The organism is Rhizobium jaguaris (genome assembly GCF_003627755.1).
Lineage (GTDB): Bacteria > Pseudomonadota > Alphaproteobacteria > Rhizobiales > Rhizobiaceae > Rhizobium > Rhizobium jaguaris.
Window position 1 is genome coordinate 1963025 of the sequence record NZ_CP032695.1, and the last position, 15255, is coordinate 1978279.

General features: G+C 59.5%; 18 protein-coding genes. 2 read left to right on the top strand and 16 right to left on the bottom strand.

The genetic code is table 11. The annotated features are described in order from the left end of the window. Positions 1 to 3 precede the first annotated feature (3 nt). From CCGE525_RS31300 to CCGE525_RS31315, 4 genes are all read right to left on the bottom strand, one after another. Entirely contained in the window at positions 4 to 870 is an 867-nt protein-coding gene (locus tag CCGE525_RS31300; RefSeq protein WP_120708083.1) for an ABC transporter ATP-binding protein, read from the bottom strand. Next, the gene (locus tag CCGE525_RS31305; RefSeq protein WP_120708084.1) at positions 863 to 1831 is read right to left on the bottom strand and encodes an ABC transporter ATP-binding protein; all 969 of its coding nucleotides are present in this window, start codon (positions 1829 to 1831) and stop codon (positions 863 to 865) included. Before CCGE525_RS31305 ends, CCGE525_RS31300 begins: the two co-directional genes overlap by 8 nt. Positions 1832 to 1841: 10 nt before the next feature. Then, positions 1842 to 3449, bottom strand: a complete 1608-nt coding sequence (locus tag CCGE525_RS31310; RefSeq protein ID WP_120708085.1) for an ABC transporter substrate-binding protein — start codon at positions 3447 to 3449, stop codon at positions 1842 to 1844. 82 nt (positions 3450 to 3531) lie between these two features. Then, complete coding sequence (locus CCGE525_RS31315; RefSeq protein WP_245472218.1) at positions 3532 to 4584, bottom strand: LacI family DNA-binding transcriptional regulator; 1053 nt, start codon at positions 4582 to 4584, stop codon at positions 3532 to 3534. A gap of 350 nt (positions 4585 to 4934) precedes the next feature. Here CCGE525_RS31315 and CCGE525_RS31320 point away from each other — a divergent pair, with 350 nt between their 5' ends. Beyond that, a complete protein-coding gene (locus CCGE525_RS31320) occupies positions 4935 to 5354 on the top strand; it encodes a GlcG/HbpS family heme-binding protein (RefSeq protein WP_120708086.1) in 420 nt (139 codons plus the stop codon). A gap of 12 nt (positions 5355 to 5366) precedes the next feature. Here the strand turns inward: CCGE525_RS31320 and CCGE525_RS31325 are convergent, their stop codons facing one another. From CCGE525_RS31325 to CCGE525_RS31350, 6 genes are all read right to left on the bottom strand, one after another. Continuing rightward, positions 5367 to 6569, bottom strand: a complete 1203-nt coding sequence (locus tag CCGE525_RS31325) for an aminotransferase class V-fold PLP-dependent enzyme (RefSeq protein WP_120708087.1) — start codon at positions 6567 to 6569, stop codon at positions 5367 to 5369. Positions 6570 to 6582: 13 nt separating this feature from the next. Continuing rightward, positions 6583 to 7044: a RidA family protein gene (locus CCGE525_RS31330; protein WP_120708088.1), complete on the bottom strand. Its 462-nt coding sequence runs from the start codon at positions 7042 to 7044 to the stop codon at positions 6583 to 6585. A gap of 20 nt (positions 7045 to 7064) precedes the next feature. Then, complete coding sequence (locus tag CCGE525_RS31335; protein ID WP_120708732.1) at positions 7065 to 7859, bottom strand: amino acid ABC transporter ATP-binding protein; 795 nt, start codon at positions 7857 to 7859, stop codon at positions 7065 to 7067. Between the two features lie 5 nt (positions 7860 to 7864). Continuing rightward, entirely contained in the window at positions 7865 to 8512 is a 648-nt protein-coding gene (locus tag CCGE525_RS31340; RefSeq protein WP_120708089.1) for an amino acid ABC transporter permease, read from the bottom strand. Between the two features lies 1 nt (position 8513). Then, positions 8514 to 9179 (bottom strand): amino acid ABC transporter permease, encoded by a 666-nt coding sequence (locus CCGE525_RS31345; protein WP_120708090.1) that lies wholly within the window; start codon positions 9177 to 9179, stop codon positions 8514 to 8516. Between the two features lie 80 nt (positions 9180 to 9259). Then, positions 9260 to 10135: a transporter substrate-binding protein gene (locus CCGE525_RS31350; protein ID WP_120708091.1), complete on the bottom strand. Its 876-nt coding sequence runs from the start codon at positions 10133 to 10135 to the stop codon at positions 9260 to 9262. Positions 10136 to 10287: 152 nt separating this feature from the next. On the opposite strand from CCGE525_RS31350, the gene CCGE525_RS31355 reads away from it, so the two are divergent. Then, positions 10288 to 11094: an IclR family transcriptional regulator gene (locus CCGE525_RS31355; protein WP_162950357.1), complete on the top strand. Its 807-nt coding sequence runs from the start codon at positions 10288 to 10290 to the stop codon at positions 11092 to 11094. Positions 11095 to 11108: 14 nt separating this feature from the next. Here the strand turns inward: CCGE525_RS31355 and CCGE525_RS31360 are convergent, their stop codons facing one another. The 6 genes from CCGE525_RS31360 to CCGE525_RS31385 all read right to left on the bottom strand — a co-directional run bounded on the left by CCGE525_RS31360 (position 11109) and on the right by CCGE525_RS31385 (position 15221). After that, positions 11109 to 11708 carry a DUF922 domain-containing Zn-dependent protease gene (locus tag CCGE525_RS31360; RefSeq protein WP_120708093.1) on the bottom strand — a complete coding sequence of 200 codons (600 nt, stop codon included), beginning with the start codon at positions 11706 to 11708 and terminating at the stop codon, positions 11109 to 11111. A gap of 95 nt (positions 11709 to 11803) precedes the next feature. Next, complete coding sequence (recX, locus tag CCGE525_RS31365) at positions 11804 to 12340, bottom strand: recombination regulator RecX (protein WP_120708094.1); 537 nt, start codon at positions 12338 to 12340, stop codon at positions 11804 to 11806. A 104-nt stretch (positions 12341 to 12444) separates the two neighbouring features. Further along, complete coding sequence (locus CCGE525_RS31370; RefSeq protein WP_120708095.1) at positions 12445 to 13122, bottom strand: GntR family transcriptional regulator; 678 nt, start codon at positions 13120 to 13122, stop codon at positions 12445 to 12447. 4 nt (positions 13123 to 13126) lie between these two features. After that, a complete protein-coding gene (locus CCGE525_RS31375) occupies positions 13127 to 13876 on the bottom strand; it encodes an amino acid ABC transporter ATP-binding protein (protein WP_120708096.1) in 750 nt (249 codons plus the stop codon). Further along, positions 13873 to 14550 carry an amino acid ABC transporter permease gene (locus tag CCGE525_RS31380; protein WP_120708097.1) on the bottom strand — a complete coding sequence of 226 codons (678 nt, stop codon included), beginning with the start codon at positions 14548 to 14550 and terminating at the stop codon, positions 13873 to 13875. The genes CCGE525_RS31375 and CCGE525_RS31380 overlap by 4 nt, the downstream gene beginning before the upstream one ends. Continuing rightward, entirely contained in the window at positions 14547 to 15221 is a 675-nt protein-coding gene (locus CCGE525_RS31385; protein ID WP_120708098.1) for an amino acid ABC transporter permease, read from the bottom strand. Before CCGE525_RS31385 ends, CCGE525_RS31380 begins: the two co-directional genes overlap by 4 nt. Positions 15222 to 15255 lie beyond the last annotated feature (34 nt).

Below are 15255 nucleotides of genomic sequence, written 5' to 3' on the forward strand. Positions count from 1 at the left end.
CCTTCAGAGCGTTTCGAGAATGGTGGTTGCCTGACGCAATTTCTGCCGCCGCCCGCGCGGAACGGCGGACAGAAGTTTCGCTGTGTAGGGATGCGTCGGGTTCGAAAAGACCTCTTCGGATGGACCAGTCTCGACGATCTGTCCCGCCTCCATGATCGCGACCCGATGCGAGACATGACGAACGACCCGGACGTCATGGCTGATGAACAGCAATGACAGACCGCGGGTACGCTGAAGCTCAAGCAGGAGATTGAGAACCTGGGCCTGCACCGACACATCAAGCGCCGAGACCGGCTCATCGCAGAGCAGGATTTGCGGTTCGACAATCAGGGCGCGGGCGATGGCGACGCGCTGGCGTTGGCCGCCGGAAAGCTGGTGTGGAAATTTTTGTAAGGCCGAAACCGGAAGGCTGACGGCCTTGAACGTCTCGGCAGTGCGGTCACGGCGGCTTGCCGGCTCGCCGATCGCATGGATCGCCAGCGTCTCCAGCATCTGATGCCCAACGGTGCGGCGCGGATCGAGCGCGCCCAAGGTGTCCTGCGAAATCACCTGCAGGTGCTTCGCCCACCCGCGCCGGTTCGGCTTCATCAGGCTGCCGAAAGGCTGGCCGAAGAGTTCGATTTCACCGGACGTCGGAACCCGGTCGCCGCAGAGAAGCGAGGCAAGCGTGGACTTGCCGCAGCCGGATTCTCCGACCAGGCCCAGCGTCTCGCCCGATTTCAGCTCAAGGCTGACATCCCTGATCGCATGGAAGCCTTCGGTCCGGCGTGGCCATATCATGAAGCCGGGCGAATAGGAAAATTGCAGATTACGGGCGGCGAGAGCGATATCCGTCCCACTCCCATTCAGCGGTGATCTTTCCTCAGGCATCAAGGGCGCTCCATGGATTGAAGCAGGCGAGCGAAGCCGCGCCCGCGATCAAAGGCGGAACCGCCGTCGCGCAATGCGTTTCGGCGCGCGGGCAGCGCGGTGCGAAAGCGCAGGCGGACGGTGCTGCGTCATGCAGTTTCAGCTCGCCCGGAATATCCGCCAGCTTTTCCAGCGGCGTGCCGTGCCCGGGCATCGCCTCCAGCAACAGCCGCGTATAGGGATGGCGGGGCCTATCGTAGATGCCTTCGGTGTTGTTGATCTCGACCAGCGATCCCGCATACATCACCGCGATGCGGTCGCAGACCTCGGAGACGAGATCGAGATCATGGCTGATGAAGATCATGGGGATGCCGCGTTCGCGCACTGCCTTGACCAGCAGCGCCACCACTTGCGCCTGTATGGTGACGTCGAGCGCCGTGGTCGGCTCGTCGGCAATGATCAGCCGCGGTTGCATGGCAAGGGCGGTCGCGATCATCACACGCTGGCACATGCCGCCGGAAAACTGCGCCGGATAGGCATCGTAGCGTGTCTCAGGCTGAGGGATGGCGACTTCCGCCAGCAGCCGGAGCGCCTCGGCCTTCGCTTCGCTCGCCGACATGCCGGCGCTCATCGCCGCCTCGGCGATCTGCGAACCGATGGTGCGGACCGGATCGAGACAGGAGACCGGCTCCTGAAAGATCAGGCCTATGGAGGGGAGTTTCGAGCGCGCCATCGCTCCGAGCTCGCCGACATCGTACATGGCATCTTCGAAGGAGATGACCCCCGTGGCGCGCGCCGTCGGTCCGAGCAGGCCGGCAAGAGCAAGGCACGTCACGCTCTTGCCCGAGCCGCTTTCCCCGACGATGCCGAGGATTTCACCTTCGGCAAGGTCAAAGGAGACATTGTTGACCGGATAGGACCGGCCAGCCCTTGTCCGAAAGGTTACGCTCAGGTTGTCGACGGAGACGATGGGAGTGGCCATCGCGAACGGCTCAGCTCTTCTGCTCTTCGAAGGAAAGGCTGCCCGCGCCGAGATCCATCTGGAAGGCCGGCAACGGCTGCCACTTGATACCATCGCGGATGCCATAGAAGACGGCATTCTGGTGCAGCACCGTCACGCCCGGATCGTTCCACTCGATCAGTTGCAGCATGTCGCGAAATATCTTGGCGCGTTCGGCCGGATCGACGGCTTTTTCCATCTTGGCGCCGAGAGCGTCAAAATCCGCATTCTGCCAGATCTTGAACGAGTTCAAGGAGCCGGCCGAGCCGAACTGTGTGTAGAAGGAAATATAGGGATCCGGGATTTGTGCCGTGCTCGACCAGTTGCCGGTTGCCCGGCCGGGCGCATTTTCAAACAGCTTGCCGCCTTCGACGAACTTCATCTTGGCATTGACGCCGATCGCCTGCCACATGGCAACCACGGCCTGCGTGACCGGATTTTCCGCCGTGTAGTAGTTGTTCTGCGAGCGAACTTCGATTTCCTCGCCGTTATAGCCGGCGTCCTTCAGAAGCTTCGCGGCCTGGTCGGGATCATATTTATAGGCGGGATAGTCCTTGAGATAGACGGGACCATAGAGCTCGAATTGCAGCCCGTTCGGGACTCGGGTGCGGCCGTCCCAGATCGAGTCGACGATGGCCTGGCGATCGATGGCAAGGATGAGGGCCTGGCGGACGCGCGGATCCTTCAGCGCTGGATTGGTCTTGTCGAAATAGAGGATGCGGTGGTTCGGAACCGGGCCGCCGACGATCGAATGACCAGGGCTGCCAGTAACAGCCGAAAGCTGATCCGGCGGCAAGTCGGTGGCGATGTCATAATCGCCGGCAAGAAGTCCGGCGATGCGCGAGGAGACTTCCGGCACGATGCGCAGGGTCACGCGCTTTGCAGCCGGTTTGCCGCGAAACGCCTGATCGTGGGAGGCGAGAACCACGTTTTCGTTCGTCGCGTAGCTCTCGACCTTGTAGGGGCCGGCGCCGATCGGCTTCTGGCGCCATGTCGTCCAGTTGCCACCGTTCTTCTGCCAGGCATCCCTGCTGATGACGACGGCGGCATAGCACGCCAGGCGCTGCAGGAAGATCGGATCCTGGAACTTGGTGATGAAACGCACCGTCAGCGGATCAACTACTTCGACGTGATCGAGGCTGGTGAAACTGGTGAGATAGACCGGATAGCCCGGCGCATTTTTATTGAGCAGCCGCTCGGGACCAAAGGAGAAGGCGACGTCATCCGCGGTCATCTCGCGGCCGTCATGGAAAATCACACCGGGACGCAGTTTCATTTCCAGAATGGTCGGCGAAACCCAGGTCCAGGAGGTCCCGAGATTGGGCTTTACGGAGAAATCGCCTCGCATGTCGATGGCGAGAACCGTTTCATGGATCGAGTAGTTGTTGCGAAAGGCAACATTGCTGGCCGCATCAACCGGCTCTTGCGAGGTCGGGTTCTGCTGAACGGCGATGCGAAGTTCCGGCCTGATGTCGCCGGCATCGTCCGCAGCCGCGGGGAGCGCCGGCACCAAAGCCGCGAGGCCGGCCGCAGCTCCCATGAGCAAGGTCGTGCGCCGGGTGACGGCCGCATTGAGGCCGGTGAACGTGTGCTCAGACATCAGCAAACTCTCCTGTTAGTGGTTGCTCAAACGTTTGCGCAACACAAAAAAGCGCGACCTGCGGTGAAAATTGCTTTTTCAACTACGCAGGAGGAATGTGCTGCAGGCTAGGGAAATCCGATGACGCACGTATGACAAGTTCGGGCGGAATAAGCTGCATCGGTCGCATGGCGGCACGGGCGTCCGCCGAAAAGTTCGTCAGTTCAAGAAGCAGATCGAGCGAAGCTTCGCAAAGAGAATCCGTCGGTTGCGCCACTGTCGTCAAAGGCGGCGACCAATAGGCCGTGTCAGGCACATTGTCATAACCGACAACGGAAATATCGTCTGGAATCTTCATCCCCAACTCCCGCAGCAGTGCAACGACCTCAATTGCCAGGCCGTCGCTTCCGCAGATCAATGCGGTCGGGCGTGCCGACGGGACGGCCAACATCCGGCGGAATGCCTCACGATCGATCTCCGCCCTCTCGAAAGAAATGACCTCCCCTCCGATCCCAGCTGAGCCTTCGCTCATCATTTCCTGGAAAATTGATCGGCGATCACTGAGGGCGAGCCGGCTTACACGATAGACAAAAGCAATATGGCGATGTCCAAGCGCCACCAAATGGTCGAACAGCAAACGCATGCCGAGCCGGTCATCGGTCAGCACGGCCGGCGTCGGGCCACTAAGGCCACCGCAGAGGGTAACATGCGCCTTGCCCATCCGATCGAGATGCTCACACAGAGCTTGATGGCCGGGGAGATCGCTGACCATAATCACGCCATCGAAAAAATCGTCCTGGAACAGGTGGAGCTGTCCGGCGACTTCGCCGGCATCGGCCTTGGCCTGTGCCACCAGCAGTTCCACCCCTCGCCGCTGCGCCACCGCCTGCAAGCGACTGGTCAGATGTGGCTGGTAGTGCCCCGAAAGGCTGCCGACGATCGCACCGAAGACGCCCGTCCGATGGGTTCTGAGCGAGGTCGCCAGCCGGTTGACGACATAGCCGGCGTCGCGCGCCGTCGCCTTGACGCGCTCCTGAGTTTCCAAGCTAATACGGGCATCATCCGCGCGATCATTCAAAACGCGCGATACCGTCGCGGCAGAGACCCCTGCCAGCCGCGCGACTTCCAGAATTCCAATTCTCGCCCGAGTTTTCACATCTCCCCCGAAGCACTCTTCTGCCGTGCGGCGACAATGGCGAAACGCGATCACAGGAGCAAGTCGTCAGCGTCGATATCAGGCGCACTCGCCCCCAGCGAGTCACGTGGATAGGGCCTCCGATGCCATCAAGACCAGCCGGTGAACGGGTTTATGCCTTTCTGGAAAATCAGTTTCGCCAGACTTCATGGGAGCAACTTCACTTCTCCGCGTTGCCAACAGGGAGAATGCCGGTCTAGCTAGGGACGACCAGCGTGGCGCATGGACAGGCGTCCGCGAAGACCTCTATTGGCGCGGTCCCAACGGCCAGTGTTCACCATAAGAATTTAATATCAAGGAGTTACAAGCCCATGTCCGTCACGCGCGAAACGCTGATCCTGTCCCATGCCGGTGCAATGCAGGCTCTTGCGGCTGCGATCGCTCATGCCGAGAAGATCGGTATCCCGCAATGCGTCTTCGTTGTCGACGCGAGCGGCGAAACCATTGCCAGCATCCGGATGGACGGCGCGAAATATCTGAGCATGCACACAGCTCGCGCCAAGGCCCGCACTGCCGCGTCGAGCAACGCGCCGACGGGTGCCATGTCTTTCGAATTCGGCACCGCTGCCGGCATCGCCTCGCAGGGCGGCGTCACGCATCTGCCGGGCGGTCTGCCGATCCGTTTCGGCAACCGCCTTGCCGGTGCGATCGGCGTTGGATCGGGCACGGGCGATCAGGATTTCGAAGTCGCCCGCGCCGCACTTGCTGCCATTGGAGCCGATGCCGTTTAAGGCAAGCTTCTTTCAGTCCGGCCACTTGCGAACGTTGCGTGTCGATTTCTGCGGCACCAGCATCGCGTCCGCCGGCCTTTCTTTGGCTGACAACAGCGAATGAAGTTCGCGGGCAACCGTCTCCGCCTCTCCCGGATGAAGATTGCAGGGGTCGAGGAAGAAGTGTCCGCGTTCGACCTCATGATTGCGGACAATAATCGGTATCTGAGCCCGAGCAAGAGCGGCGGCAAGCCCTGCCGCCGTAAAGCCGCTCTTCGGCCGTACATCGACTTCCAGCCTGTCCAGGGGATTGTTGGTCGGATCGGGAACGATGGCGGCTTCGATGCCCGCAAACCCCTCCAGCGCGTGTTTCCATAGATCCAGCGCAGCGCGCTCGCGACGGCGAATGCCGTCATGATCGCGATGCTCCCACGCCTCCAGCGCCGCCATGACACCGGCAATGCTTTCCTTGCCGACTTTCATGCCGCGCCCGATACCCCGGTTCTGCAGGAAAGTAGCCCGCACCAGGTCCTTGCGGCCAGCGACGATACCGGTGGTCGGGCCGCCCAGAAACTTGTGCCCGCTATAGACGACGATATCCGCACCCTGCTGCAGGAAGATTCGCAGATCATATTCGGATGCGGCGTCGACGATAACAGGCACATTTTTGGCGTGGCAGATGGCCACGAACTCCGGCAAGGACAGCATGCCGTATTGTACCGTATGGTGCGAAACCACATAGAGGGCGGCAGCGGTGCGCTCATTGATCGCGTCGGCGACGTGATAATCATTGACGACGCTGACGGTCCCGGCGGCAATCACCTTGCCGCCAGCGAGCCGGACCGCTTGATCGATATTGCCGCCGAAGCTGACCATGTGGCCGATCTGGACGATGACTTCTGTTTTCAGTCCCTCGGTCCGGTCCGGAAGATTCTCGATCGCCAGGAGGTTGTCGCCGGTGATCGCCGCAGCCAGAGACAGGCTGATGCCGCTCGCGCAGGACGCTGTGACAAAACCCGCTTCTCCGCTGGTAAGGCGCGCGATCACCTCGCTCGCGCGCCGATGCAGATCGTCCATTTCCACGAATTGAGACGCGATCTCGCTCATCGCCTTGATCGCCTCAGGCACGATGATCGACGCACCCAAGGCGGTCATCGTGCCTGAGACGTTAATGATTGGGCGGAGATTAAGCCGTTCTCTGATCGGCTGTTCGGCGCCTTTGGCAGTCGTATCCATGGCATCGGGCCTTCTAGCTATCAATTTCGATAATCGCTTCGATTTCGACGGTAATATTGTTCGGCAGCGAACCGACGCCGATTGCCGAGCGTGCATGCATGCCGATGTCGCCGAAAACATCGACGAACAGATCCGAACAGCCGTTGATGACCTTCGGGTGTTCCGTAAATTCCGGTGTCGCGTTCACGAATCCCAGCAGCTTTATAACTTGCTTGACCTGGCCGAGATCACCGATGCTGGCCGACAGCGCCGATAGGAGATTGAGCCCGGTCAGCCGCGCATGCTGGTACGCGGTTGCGACATCCACATCCTGCCCAACCTTGCCCGTGCTGAGCGTACCATCGGCGCCCAAAGGTCCCTGCCCCGACATGAACAGCAGTGAACCGCAGCGGACGACATTGCGAAAATTGCCGATTGGCGTTGGCGGTGTGAAGAGCTGCAGACCGAGAGCGTTCAACCGTTCATGAGGCGTCATCTCCCTACTCCCGTTCGATCTCAGACAGCCGGGGTGGCGTGGAAACGGGACAGAAAAGCCTTCAGCCGTTCATTCTCCGCCACAAGCGCCGGAAGGTCCTTCGGCTCGCCCTGGGCGGACACTTTTCCATCGGCCATGAAGATGATGCGGTCGCTGGCATCCCTGGCAAAGGCGATCTCATGGGTGACCATCAGCATCGTCATGCCCTCCTCCGCCAATTGCCTGACGACATCGAGAACTTCGTTCACCAGCTCAGGATCGAGTGCCGAGGTGATTTCGTCGAGCAGCAGGATCTTGGGGTCCATGGCCACGGCGCGCGCGATGCCGACGCGCTGCTGCTGACCACCCGACAACTCCGACGGCAGGTTGTTGATGCGGTGCCCGAGACCAACGCGATTAAGCCAATGCTCGGCTATCTCCCGCGCCTCCTTCTTCGACTTGCCCCGGACCTTCTGAAGGCCGAGCATCACATTTTCCGCAGCAGTCAAATGCGGAAAGAGGTTGAAGCTCTGAAAAACCATGCCCGTTTCGGCACGCATACGCGCCAGATCCCTCTCGCCGCGGCGCTGCTGATTGGCGGCGTCCCGATAGCCGACTTCGGCTCCGTCGATCTGGATCGAGCCACTATCGTAGCTTTCGAGAAAGTTCACGCAGCGCAAAAGCGTCGTCTTGCCGCTGCCCGAAGGGCCTATGACCGAGACGACCTCGCCTTTCGCGACGTCCATATCGATGGAATGCAGAACCTGAACGGGGCCGAACGCCTTGGCGACATTTCGTATTCTGAGGAGCGGCGTTGCCGATTGCGTGTTGTTCATGACGGTCATTCCCTGATGTAGGAGTAGCGGCGCTCCATTCTCCGGCTCAGGCTGGAGAGACTGTAGTTGATGGCGAAGTAGATGAAGGCCCCGAGAAGATAGAGCGGCATGGCCTCATAGGTCCGGCCGATCACTTCATTGATCGACTGCATGAGGTCGACGATGCCAAGCAGCGAGATCAGAGCACTTCCCTTAACCGCATCGGTCACGCCATTGATCCACGGCGGCAGAAAGCGGCGGGTCGCCTGCGGGAAGATGACGTAGCGAAGGCGCTGCACAAAGGTGAGGCCGATGGCCATACCAGCTTCCATCTGTCCTTTGGGAATGGAGAGAACGGCGCCGCGCACATATTCGACCACCTGTGCCGATTTGAACAGCGTCAACGCGACAACACCGGCCCAGAAGGCGACAATGTGCAGACCGAGCGCCGGGAATCCGTAGTAGACGATGAAGATGAGAACGAGGATTGGGATGCCTCGGATGCAATCGCTAAAGAAGCGCACCACCAGCTTGACAGGCCAGGGGCCGTAGATAAGCCCGACGCCAAAGACGATGCCGATGCAAAGCGAAAGCGCGACGACGATCGCGGAGACCCAAAGCGTGATCAGCAGGCCTTTCAGCAGGAACGGCAGAGCATAGACGATCGCGGCCATTCTAGCGCTCCACCCTGAAATAACCTTCCAGCCGACGCAGGCCGAACAGGATGAGATAGCCCGTGACGAGATACATCACGGTCGTGATGATATAGACCTCGACGATACGGAACGTATTGAAATTGATCCATTGCGCTCCGTAGGTGAGCTCCGGAACAGCAATGACCGAGGCGACCGATGTGTCCTTGAACAAGGAGATGAAGGTGTTGGAAAGCGCAGGCAGGGTAATGCGCGTCATCGTCGGCAGACGGACGTAGAGGAGACGCTGCAAGGGCGTCAGCCCGATCGCCTTGCCCGCATCGATCTGGCCGCGCGGCACGGCCTCGAGACCGGACCGGAACACCTCGACGAGATAGGCACCGGCATAGACCGACAGAGTAATGACGAAGGATGTCGTCGCGCCATAGGCGATGTTCACCGCGGTCGGCAGTCCATAGAAGACGAGATAAACGAGCAGGATCAGCGGCACATTGCGGATGAACTCCACGTAGGCCGCGATGAAGCCGCGGACAACTTTGCCAGCCGATACGTACCAGATAGCGAGGACGAGCCCTATCAAGGCACCGATGGCAATGGAAATGACAGCCAGCTCGAGGCTGAGCAGAAGTCCGCCCCACAGCTTGTCGATGTGTCGCCAGATAAGATTGAAATTCAGATGATAGCCCATGCCGGCCGTTATCTCCCGCGATGCGATCGATATCTGCTTTGGAGCCAGCGCCAGCTGAGGCCGCGCTGGCTCCGTTCAGATCAGATGGTCGGGAAACCCGGCTTGCGCACCGGCGCGTCCAGGCCGAAATATTGCTTGAAAGCGGCGTCGTAGAGCGCCGATTCATGACCGAACATGGCGGTGTTGAACGTCGTATTGACGAAATACAGCCAGTCGAGATCGCCTTGGCGGACGGCGGCGCCGTAAAGCATGGCATTCCACTGTTTGCCGGCGTCGAAATAACGATCGGGCGTTCGCGACGCGAGCCAGCGTACCGTCGACAAATCGACCGCGGCGGCATCTGCGCGCTTGGCTTCCAATGCCTGAATGACGTTAGCCTGAGTGTCAATCTGCATGACCTGCGCATCCGGCAGAACGAGGTGAACGGTCTGTTCCGCATCCACGTTCTGGAGAATGGAAATGCGCGTGTTGCTGCCGCCTGCCAGGAGCTTGTCAAAGGTCTTGTTGTCGGCGTCCGGACGGGTCAGCAGAGCCACGCCTTCGACATAGTAAGGCCGGGAAAAGTTGATGAGCTGCGCGCGCTGCGCCGTCATCGTCATGAACTGGATGGTAATGTCGACCTTGCCGGTGACGATGTTCGGAATGCGCTGCTGCGCATCCTGCTTGACGAATTCGACCTTGGTCTCGTCGTCGAACAGGCCCTTGGCAAGAATCCGGCCCATGGTGATGTCCATGCCGACCAGTTCGCCGGCGTCGTTCTCGAAATGCCAGGGAGCATTGGTGCTGCCGGTGCCGACAATCAGATGGCCGCGATCCAAGACCGTGCGCAACAGACTATCGCTGGCCGCCTGAGCTGCCGCCTCTTCGCTGCTGGCCATCAGGCCAACGGCCGTACCGACCGCCAGGCCACCCAGGCCCAGTTTCAAAAAATCACGACGCTGCGAAATATCGTTCATGTTAGCCTCCGCGTTTGAGATAGAGTTCCCGCATGCAAGCTTGTTTTTCAAGCTTTTGTCTTATATATAAGACTTGTTTCTTATATTTAGGACGATATACCGATTTTGGCGCTGGCGCAATGCCAGAGCGGCAGCAATGGAGCATTTCTGGCATGGTTTCGAACGGCGAAGGTGCGCGAAAGACCCGAGAGGCCCACGGCCCCCGCGAGCGCGGCATCGACAGAGTCTTGAAATTGCTTGCTTATCTGAACAAGGCCGGACAACCGGTGCGGCTCGCTGATCTGCCGAAAGCGATAGATGCGCCACGATCGACCATCTATGATCTCGTCGGCATCCTCTCGGATGCGGGTATTCTGGAGACCAACGGCAGCGACAACAGGGTTTATTTCGGCAAGCTGCTCTATCTCTACGGCACGCGCTACCTGCAGGAAAACGACATCGTTATCCGCGGCAGGGAAGCCGTCGAACGGCTGTCGAAACAGACGGGCGAGACGAGCGAGCTATGCGTGCGCCACAGGAACAAGCAGGCGATTGTCCATGCCGCCCCAGGTTCCCGGCCCCTTCGCATCAGCTCGGAGATCGGTTCACAGGTGCCGATCCCTTGGACGGCATCAGGACGACTGCTGCTGTCGCATCTATCCCAGGACGAAATCGGCAGATTGCTGGAGGAAGGCGACTTGACGCTTCCCGATGGGCGTGCCGTCGACCTTGAGGATTTCGCCCGCGAATGCAGCGAGGCCAGGAGACGGAAACTGATCGTCACGACAGGATTGATCAACAGCTTTACCCAATGCATGGCCGCCCCCATCTGGAACTCGAACGGCATCGTGGAAGCGACGATCTGTTTCGTCCTGCCGATCGATGTTTCCGAGGATCATAAGACGGCTCTTGGCGCGGAGCTCGTTCGCACCGCAGAAGCTCTTTCGATCGGCAACAGCCATCTGGTCGCCGCACAATAAGGCGCCGGCAGAATCTACTGCTCCCTCACCAATTTGAGGACGAGTTGCTGGAGATTGCCCCCGTCGCTGAGTTCGGTTTTATCGAAATCACGGGCTCGCTGCCGCTGTTTGTTTGAGATTTCGGCCAAGCGCGTCGTCAGGTCGGCCCTGATTTTTCGGCAATCGGGATCGTCGGCGGCGGTCAAGCCGACACTCGCGGCCTCGATCTCCTTCACCATGTCCTTGATCATCTCGCCATGCACGAGCTCATGTTTGTGCACGCCGGCAATGAATGTATCCCAGCTTCTCCTCGTTGAGGCCGGCAACTGCTCCGCAGGCTTGGGCAAGGTATAGGTGATGGTCAGCTTCGGTTGTGCGGAAACTAGGACGCAGGCATCTCCCTGCGGCTCGTATTTCCTCGTCCAGGTCAGTTTAAAGCCTGTATGTGCGATAGCACGAACCTTGCTTGCAACCTCAGGACCTCGCGCGCCGATCGATTCATAGAGCTCCGCGCCCGATTTCCCCGCAATGGCATAGGTCTTCACGGTTTCGACGGCCTGCCATTGCGCACGCGCAACCACCGGCAATGACGCAAGACAAGCTGTCAGCAAACAAAATCGAACGACTGCCTTCATACAAATCCCCGCGAACCATGCCTAAATGCGGCGAAACTACCGGGTGCAAGTTCCCCTTTCAATCGGACTATGAGAATTCGAACCACTTGTTTCGCTTAGAAAACCGATGATGAATTCAGATGCTCTTCAGCCTCCTGTCGGCTCATATCGAAAATCGCCCTGCCGATCTCGAAGCCAAAACCATTGCGGGCGAATGCGGATAGTTCTTTCGTCTTTCGCTTTTCATCGAGTTCACCTCTCCGAAAGGGGCCGAAGCCACGTTTGCGGGCAAAAATAATCGCCGCGAACAAGTCGTTCGTAGCATCCAAAGCCGCCGCCACCGTATCACTCTCTATGCCTTTCGAAGCGAGCTTGTAAGAGATGGCCTTCCTTGATTTGCCGGAGCGCACCGCCGACCGTGTGCTGATTTCGGCATAGGCAACGTCGTCGAGGGCCTTCTGATCGTAAGCGAACTTCACCGCGAAATCAGCGACGGCCTTGATCTGCGCATCGCTGATGCCTTCGAACTTCTGTTTCGCTTTTCTCGCAATTGCATCGAACAACTGCTTCTCGGTCATCATCTTGCGTTCAAGACGATAGATCGTCGAATTACGTGCCCAAGACAACATTCGGGGTGTTGGAGTTTCGTCCATAGGCGGAAGATGTTCAGAGTCGGGGGAAACAGAGATTCGGCGTAAAGGGTCTTTACGCCACGCACCCTGCTTTCGCAATGAAACCCCTCTCCGACACCCGAAGGCTACTCCGCAAAGAAATCCGCATTTTCGGCGGCGATGCGTTCGATGGCGGCAAAAGCGGTGCGCAGATGGGCTTGCATCACCTTGGTCGCGCCATCCGGATCGCCTGCGACCACGCGATTAACCAAATCCTCATGTTGACGAAAGATCATCTCCAGCCAATCGATCCGCTCGAGGGAGAGATAGCGAAGACGATCAAGGGAAACTTTTGCCGAAGCAATCATGCCCCAGACATGGGGATGCCCGGCGATTTCCATCAGCGCCCGGTGCATCGCCTCATCCGACAGGAAAAAGCCGATATGATCGCCCTTGCCGATCAGTCGCCGCTGATCCTCCAGAAACCGGTGCAGCCTCGCTTCCTTGTCCGCCAAAGGTGACGTGGCGGCCTCCGCGACCGCGCTGCATTCCAGCATTTCGCGCACGAACTGCGCGTCACGAACCGCGCTGATCTCGATGGGCGCGACATAGGTGCCGACCTGAGGCACGACGACCAGAAAGCCCGCGTCGGCCAGCCTCTGAAACACCTGCCGAACCGGCGTTCGGCTCAAGCCGACCTCATCGGCGATCCGTGTTTCCGAAATGGCCGCGCCCGGTCGAAGTTCGCCGGTCAGAATGCGCATGTAGAGGACGTCATAGAGGTCCTTGATACTCATCCTTGGGCGGATTGGTGATACGGCCATCGGTTCAATGCGCCTCTGCTGTGATGGTGCTCAGGAAACGCCGCGCCCGTTCGCTAGTCGGATTTGCGATCAGCGCGCGAGGCTCTCGGTCTTCCACGATCTTGCCTTCGTCCATGAAAATCATCCGCGTGCCGACATCGGCGGCGAAACGGATTTCGTGCGTGACGACTAGCATTGTGCGACCCTCACGAGCAAGGTCGCGCATGACGCCGAGCACCTCGCCAACGGTTTCCGGGTCAAGCGCGGAGGTCGGCTCATCGAAAAGCAAGATATGAGGCTCGGCGCAAAGCGCACGGGCGATCGCCACCCGCTGCTGCTCGCCGCCCGACATCTGCGCCGGATAAGCATTCATCCGGTGGGACAGGCGCACCCGCTCGAACAGGGCTTTCGCGCGCGCTTCGACCGTTTTCCGGTCCTGCTTATGTACGACGACCGAGGCGAGCACGACATTCTGCAAGGCTGTGAGATGCGGATAGAGATTGAAGTGCTGAAAGATCATGCCGATCCGACGGCGGACAGTCGTTATGGCGCCACGCTCATGCGCCAGCACAGGCCGGCCCTCGAAACGGATCTCTCCGCTCTGAATATCCTCAAGCCCGTTGACGCAGCGCAGTAGCGTCGATTTGCCCGTGCCGGAAGGTCCGATAAAACAGACGATCTCGCCGGACCGCACCTGCATGGAAATACCATTAAGAATGGTACGCTTGCCAAAGCGCTTGACCACATTGTCGAATTCAAGAACTGCCTGCGTCATAGTCCACCTCCCGCGAGCACGAGCTTCGTTCCGACGTTGTAGCGCCGCTCAAGCACGCCTCCCGCCAGCGAGATTCCATAGTTGATGAGAAAATAAAGGACACCGAGGAGCAGAAGCGGAGCAAAGCTGCCGCCCGTGCTTTCGCGGACGAGAAGACCGGTCTTGGTCAATTCGATGTAGCCGATGATCGAGGCGAGCGAGGATTCCTTCAGCGTCGTTACATAAACACCGACCGAAGGCGGCAGAACGACCTTCAATGCCTGCGGGCCGACCACATGCCGCATGGTCTGGGCAAAGGTCATTCCCGAGGATTGCGCCGCTTCCCACTGGCCGCGCCCGACACTCTCGATGCCAGCGCGCATGACCTCGGACATGGTGGCGGTGGCGTGCAGTGCCAACGCAAGGGTCGCCGCGGTGAACGTCGAGATATCGACCCCGAACATGACCGGCAGGCCGAAATAGGCGAAGAACAGCACGATCAGAATTGGGATGGACCGAAAGAACTCGACGAAAAGCAGAGCCAGTACTCTCAGTGGCAGCCAGCGGGACGTCCGCGCCAGCGCCACAAAGCCACCCGCGACGGCGCCGATCATCAGAGCCAGCCATGACAGCCAGATCGTGAGTGCGGCCGCCTTCAGAAAAAGCGGCAGAAAGGAAAACAGGTCGTGATTCATCGGCGCACACCATTATCCCTGAAAAGCATGCGGCCGATCGCAAGGCGAATGAGGTTCACCGCCTGGCAGAGAACCAGATAAACGCCCGCAGCCACCAAAAAAGTTTCGAAGAAGCGGAAGGAGGTGGAGCCGACCGTCTGCATCCACGAGGCCACATCCTCCACGGCAACCGCTGAAGCGAGCGAGGATGCGAGAATGACCGCGATGACCTGATTGCCAAGCGGCGCGTAGATAACCCGAAAGACCTGCGGCAGAATGATATGGCGATAGGTCTGGACGGGGTTGAAACCCTGCGCCCGCGCCGCCTCGAATTGGCCATGCGCGATGGCGACAAGCCCTGCACGGATGATCTCCGCCATGTAGCCGGCGCTGTTGAGCGTCAATCCGATCAAAGCGGCCGAGAAGGGGGAGAAACGCAATCCCATGGCGGGAAGCGCGAAATAGACGATATAAAGAATGACCAGAAGCGGCGTGTTCCGCATGATCTCGATATAGGCGATAGCCAAGACGCGGGCGAGCCGGCTTTGGCTGCGACGCATGATCGCCAGTCCGCAGCCGATGATCACACTGAGGATGATGGCTAGAACCGAAATGCTCAGTGTGGTTTGTGCGGCATCCCAGAGCAGCGGCAGATATTCGCGAATGCTGCGAAACTGGAGCGTATAATGCATGGTCCTCTCCGCCAGGTTCTCTCCGCGGGATAAT

Excerpts from the sequence above, each read along its gene's own strand:
- CCGE525_RS31385 (WP_120708098.1), bottom strand. The coding sequence starts at position 15,221 with ATGCATTATACGCTCCAGTTTCGCAGCATTCGCGAATATCTGCCGCTG.
- CCGE525_RS31325 (WP_120708087.1), bottom strand. The coding sequence starts at position 6,569 with ATGGATACGACTGCCAAAGGCGCCGAACAGCCGATCAGAGAACGGCTT.
- CCGE525_RS31310 (WP_120708085.1), bottom strand. The coding sequence starts at position 3,449 with ATGTCTGAGCACACGTTCACCGGCCTCAATGCGGCCGTCACCCGGCGC.
- CCGE525_RS31380 (WP_120708097.1), bottom strand. The coding sequence starts at position 14,550 with ATGAATCACGACCTGTTTTCCTTTCTGCCGCTTTTTCTGAAGGCGGCC.
- CCGE525_RS31320 (WP_120708086.1), top strand. The coding sequence starts at position 4,935 with ATGTCCGTCACGCGCGAAACGCTGATCCTGTCCCATGCCGGTGCAATG.
- CCGE525_RS31370 (WP_120708095.1), bottom strand. The coding sequence starts at position 13,122 with ATGGCCGTATCACCAATCCGCCCAAGGATGAGTATCAAGGACCTCTAT.
- recX (WP_120708094.1), bottom strand. The coding sequence starts at position 12,340 with ATGGACGAAACTCCAACACCCCGAATGTTGTCTTGGGCACGTAATTCG.
- CCGE525_RS31305 (WP_120708084.1), bottom strand. The coding sequence starts at position 1,831 with ATGGCCACTCCCATCGTCTCCGTCGACAACCTGAGCGTAACCTTTCGG.
- CCGE525_RS31360 (WP_120708093.1), bottom strand. The coding sequence starts at position 11,708 with ATGAAGGCAGTCGTTCGATTTTGTTTGCTGACAGCTTGTCTTGCGTCA.
- CCGE525_RS31340 (WP_120708089.1), bottom strand. The coding sequence starts at position 8,512 with ATGGCCGCGATCGTCTATGCTCTGCCGTTCCTGCTGAAAGGCCTGCTG.
- CCGE525_RS31300 (WP_120708083.1), bottom strand. The coding sequence starts at position 870 with ATGCCTGAGGAAAGATCACCGCTGAATGGGAGTGGGACGGATATCGCT.
- CCGE525_RS31335 (WP_120708732.1), bottom strand. The coding sequence starts at position 7,859 with ATGAACAACACGCAATCGGCAACGCCGCTCCTCAGAATACGAAATGTC.
- CCGE525_RS31330 (WP_120708088.1), bottom strand. The coding sequence starts at position 7,044 with ATGACGCCTCATGAACGGTTGAACGCTCTCGGTCTGCAGCTCTTCACA.
- CCGE525_RS31375 (WP_120708096.1), bottom strand. The coding sequence starts at position 13,876 with ATGACGCAGGCAGTTCTTGAATTCGACAATGTGGTCAAGCGCTTTGGC.
- CCGE525_RS31355 (WP_162950357.1), top strand. The coding sequence starts at position 10,288 with ATGGTTTCGAACGGCGAAGGTGCGCGAAAGACCCGAGAGGCCCACGGC.
- CCGE525_RS31350 (WP_120708091.1), bottom strand. The coding sequence starts at position 10,135 with ATGAACGATATTTCGCAGCGTCGTGATTTTTTGAAACTGGGCCTGGGT.
- CCGE525_RS31345 (WP_120708090.1), bottom strand. The coding sequence starts at position 9,179 with ATGGGCTATCATCTGAATTTCAATCTTATCTGGCGACACATCGACAAG.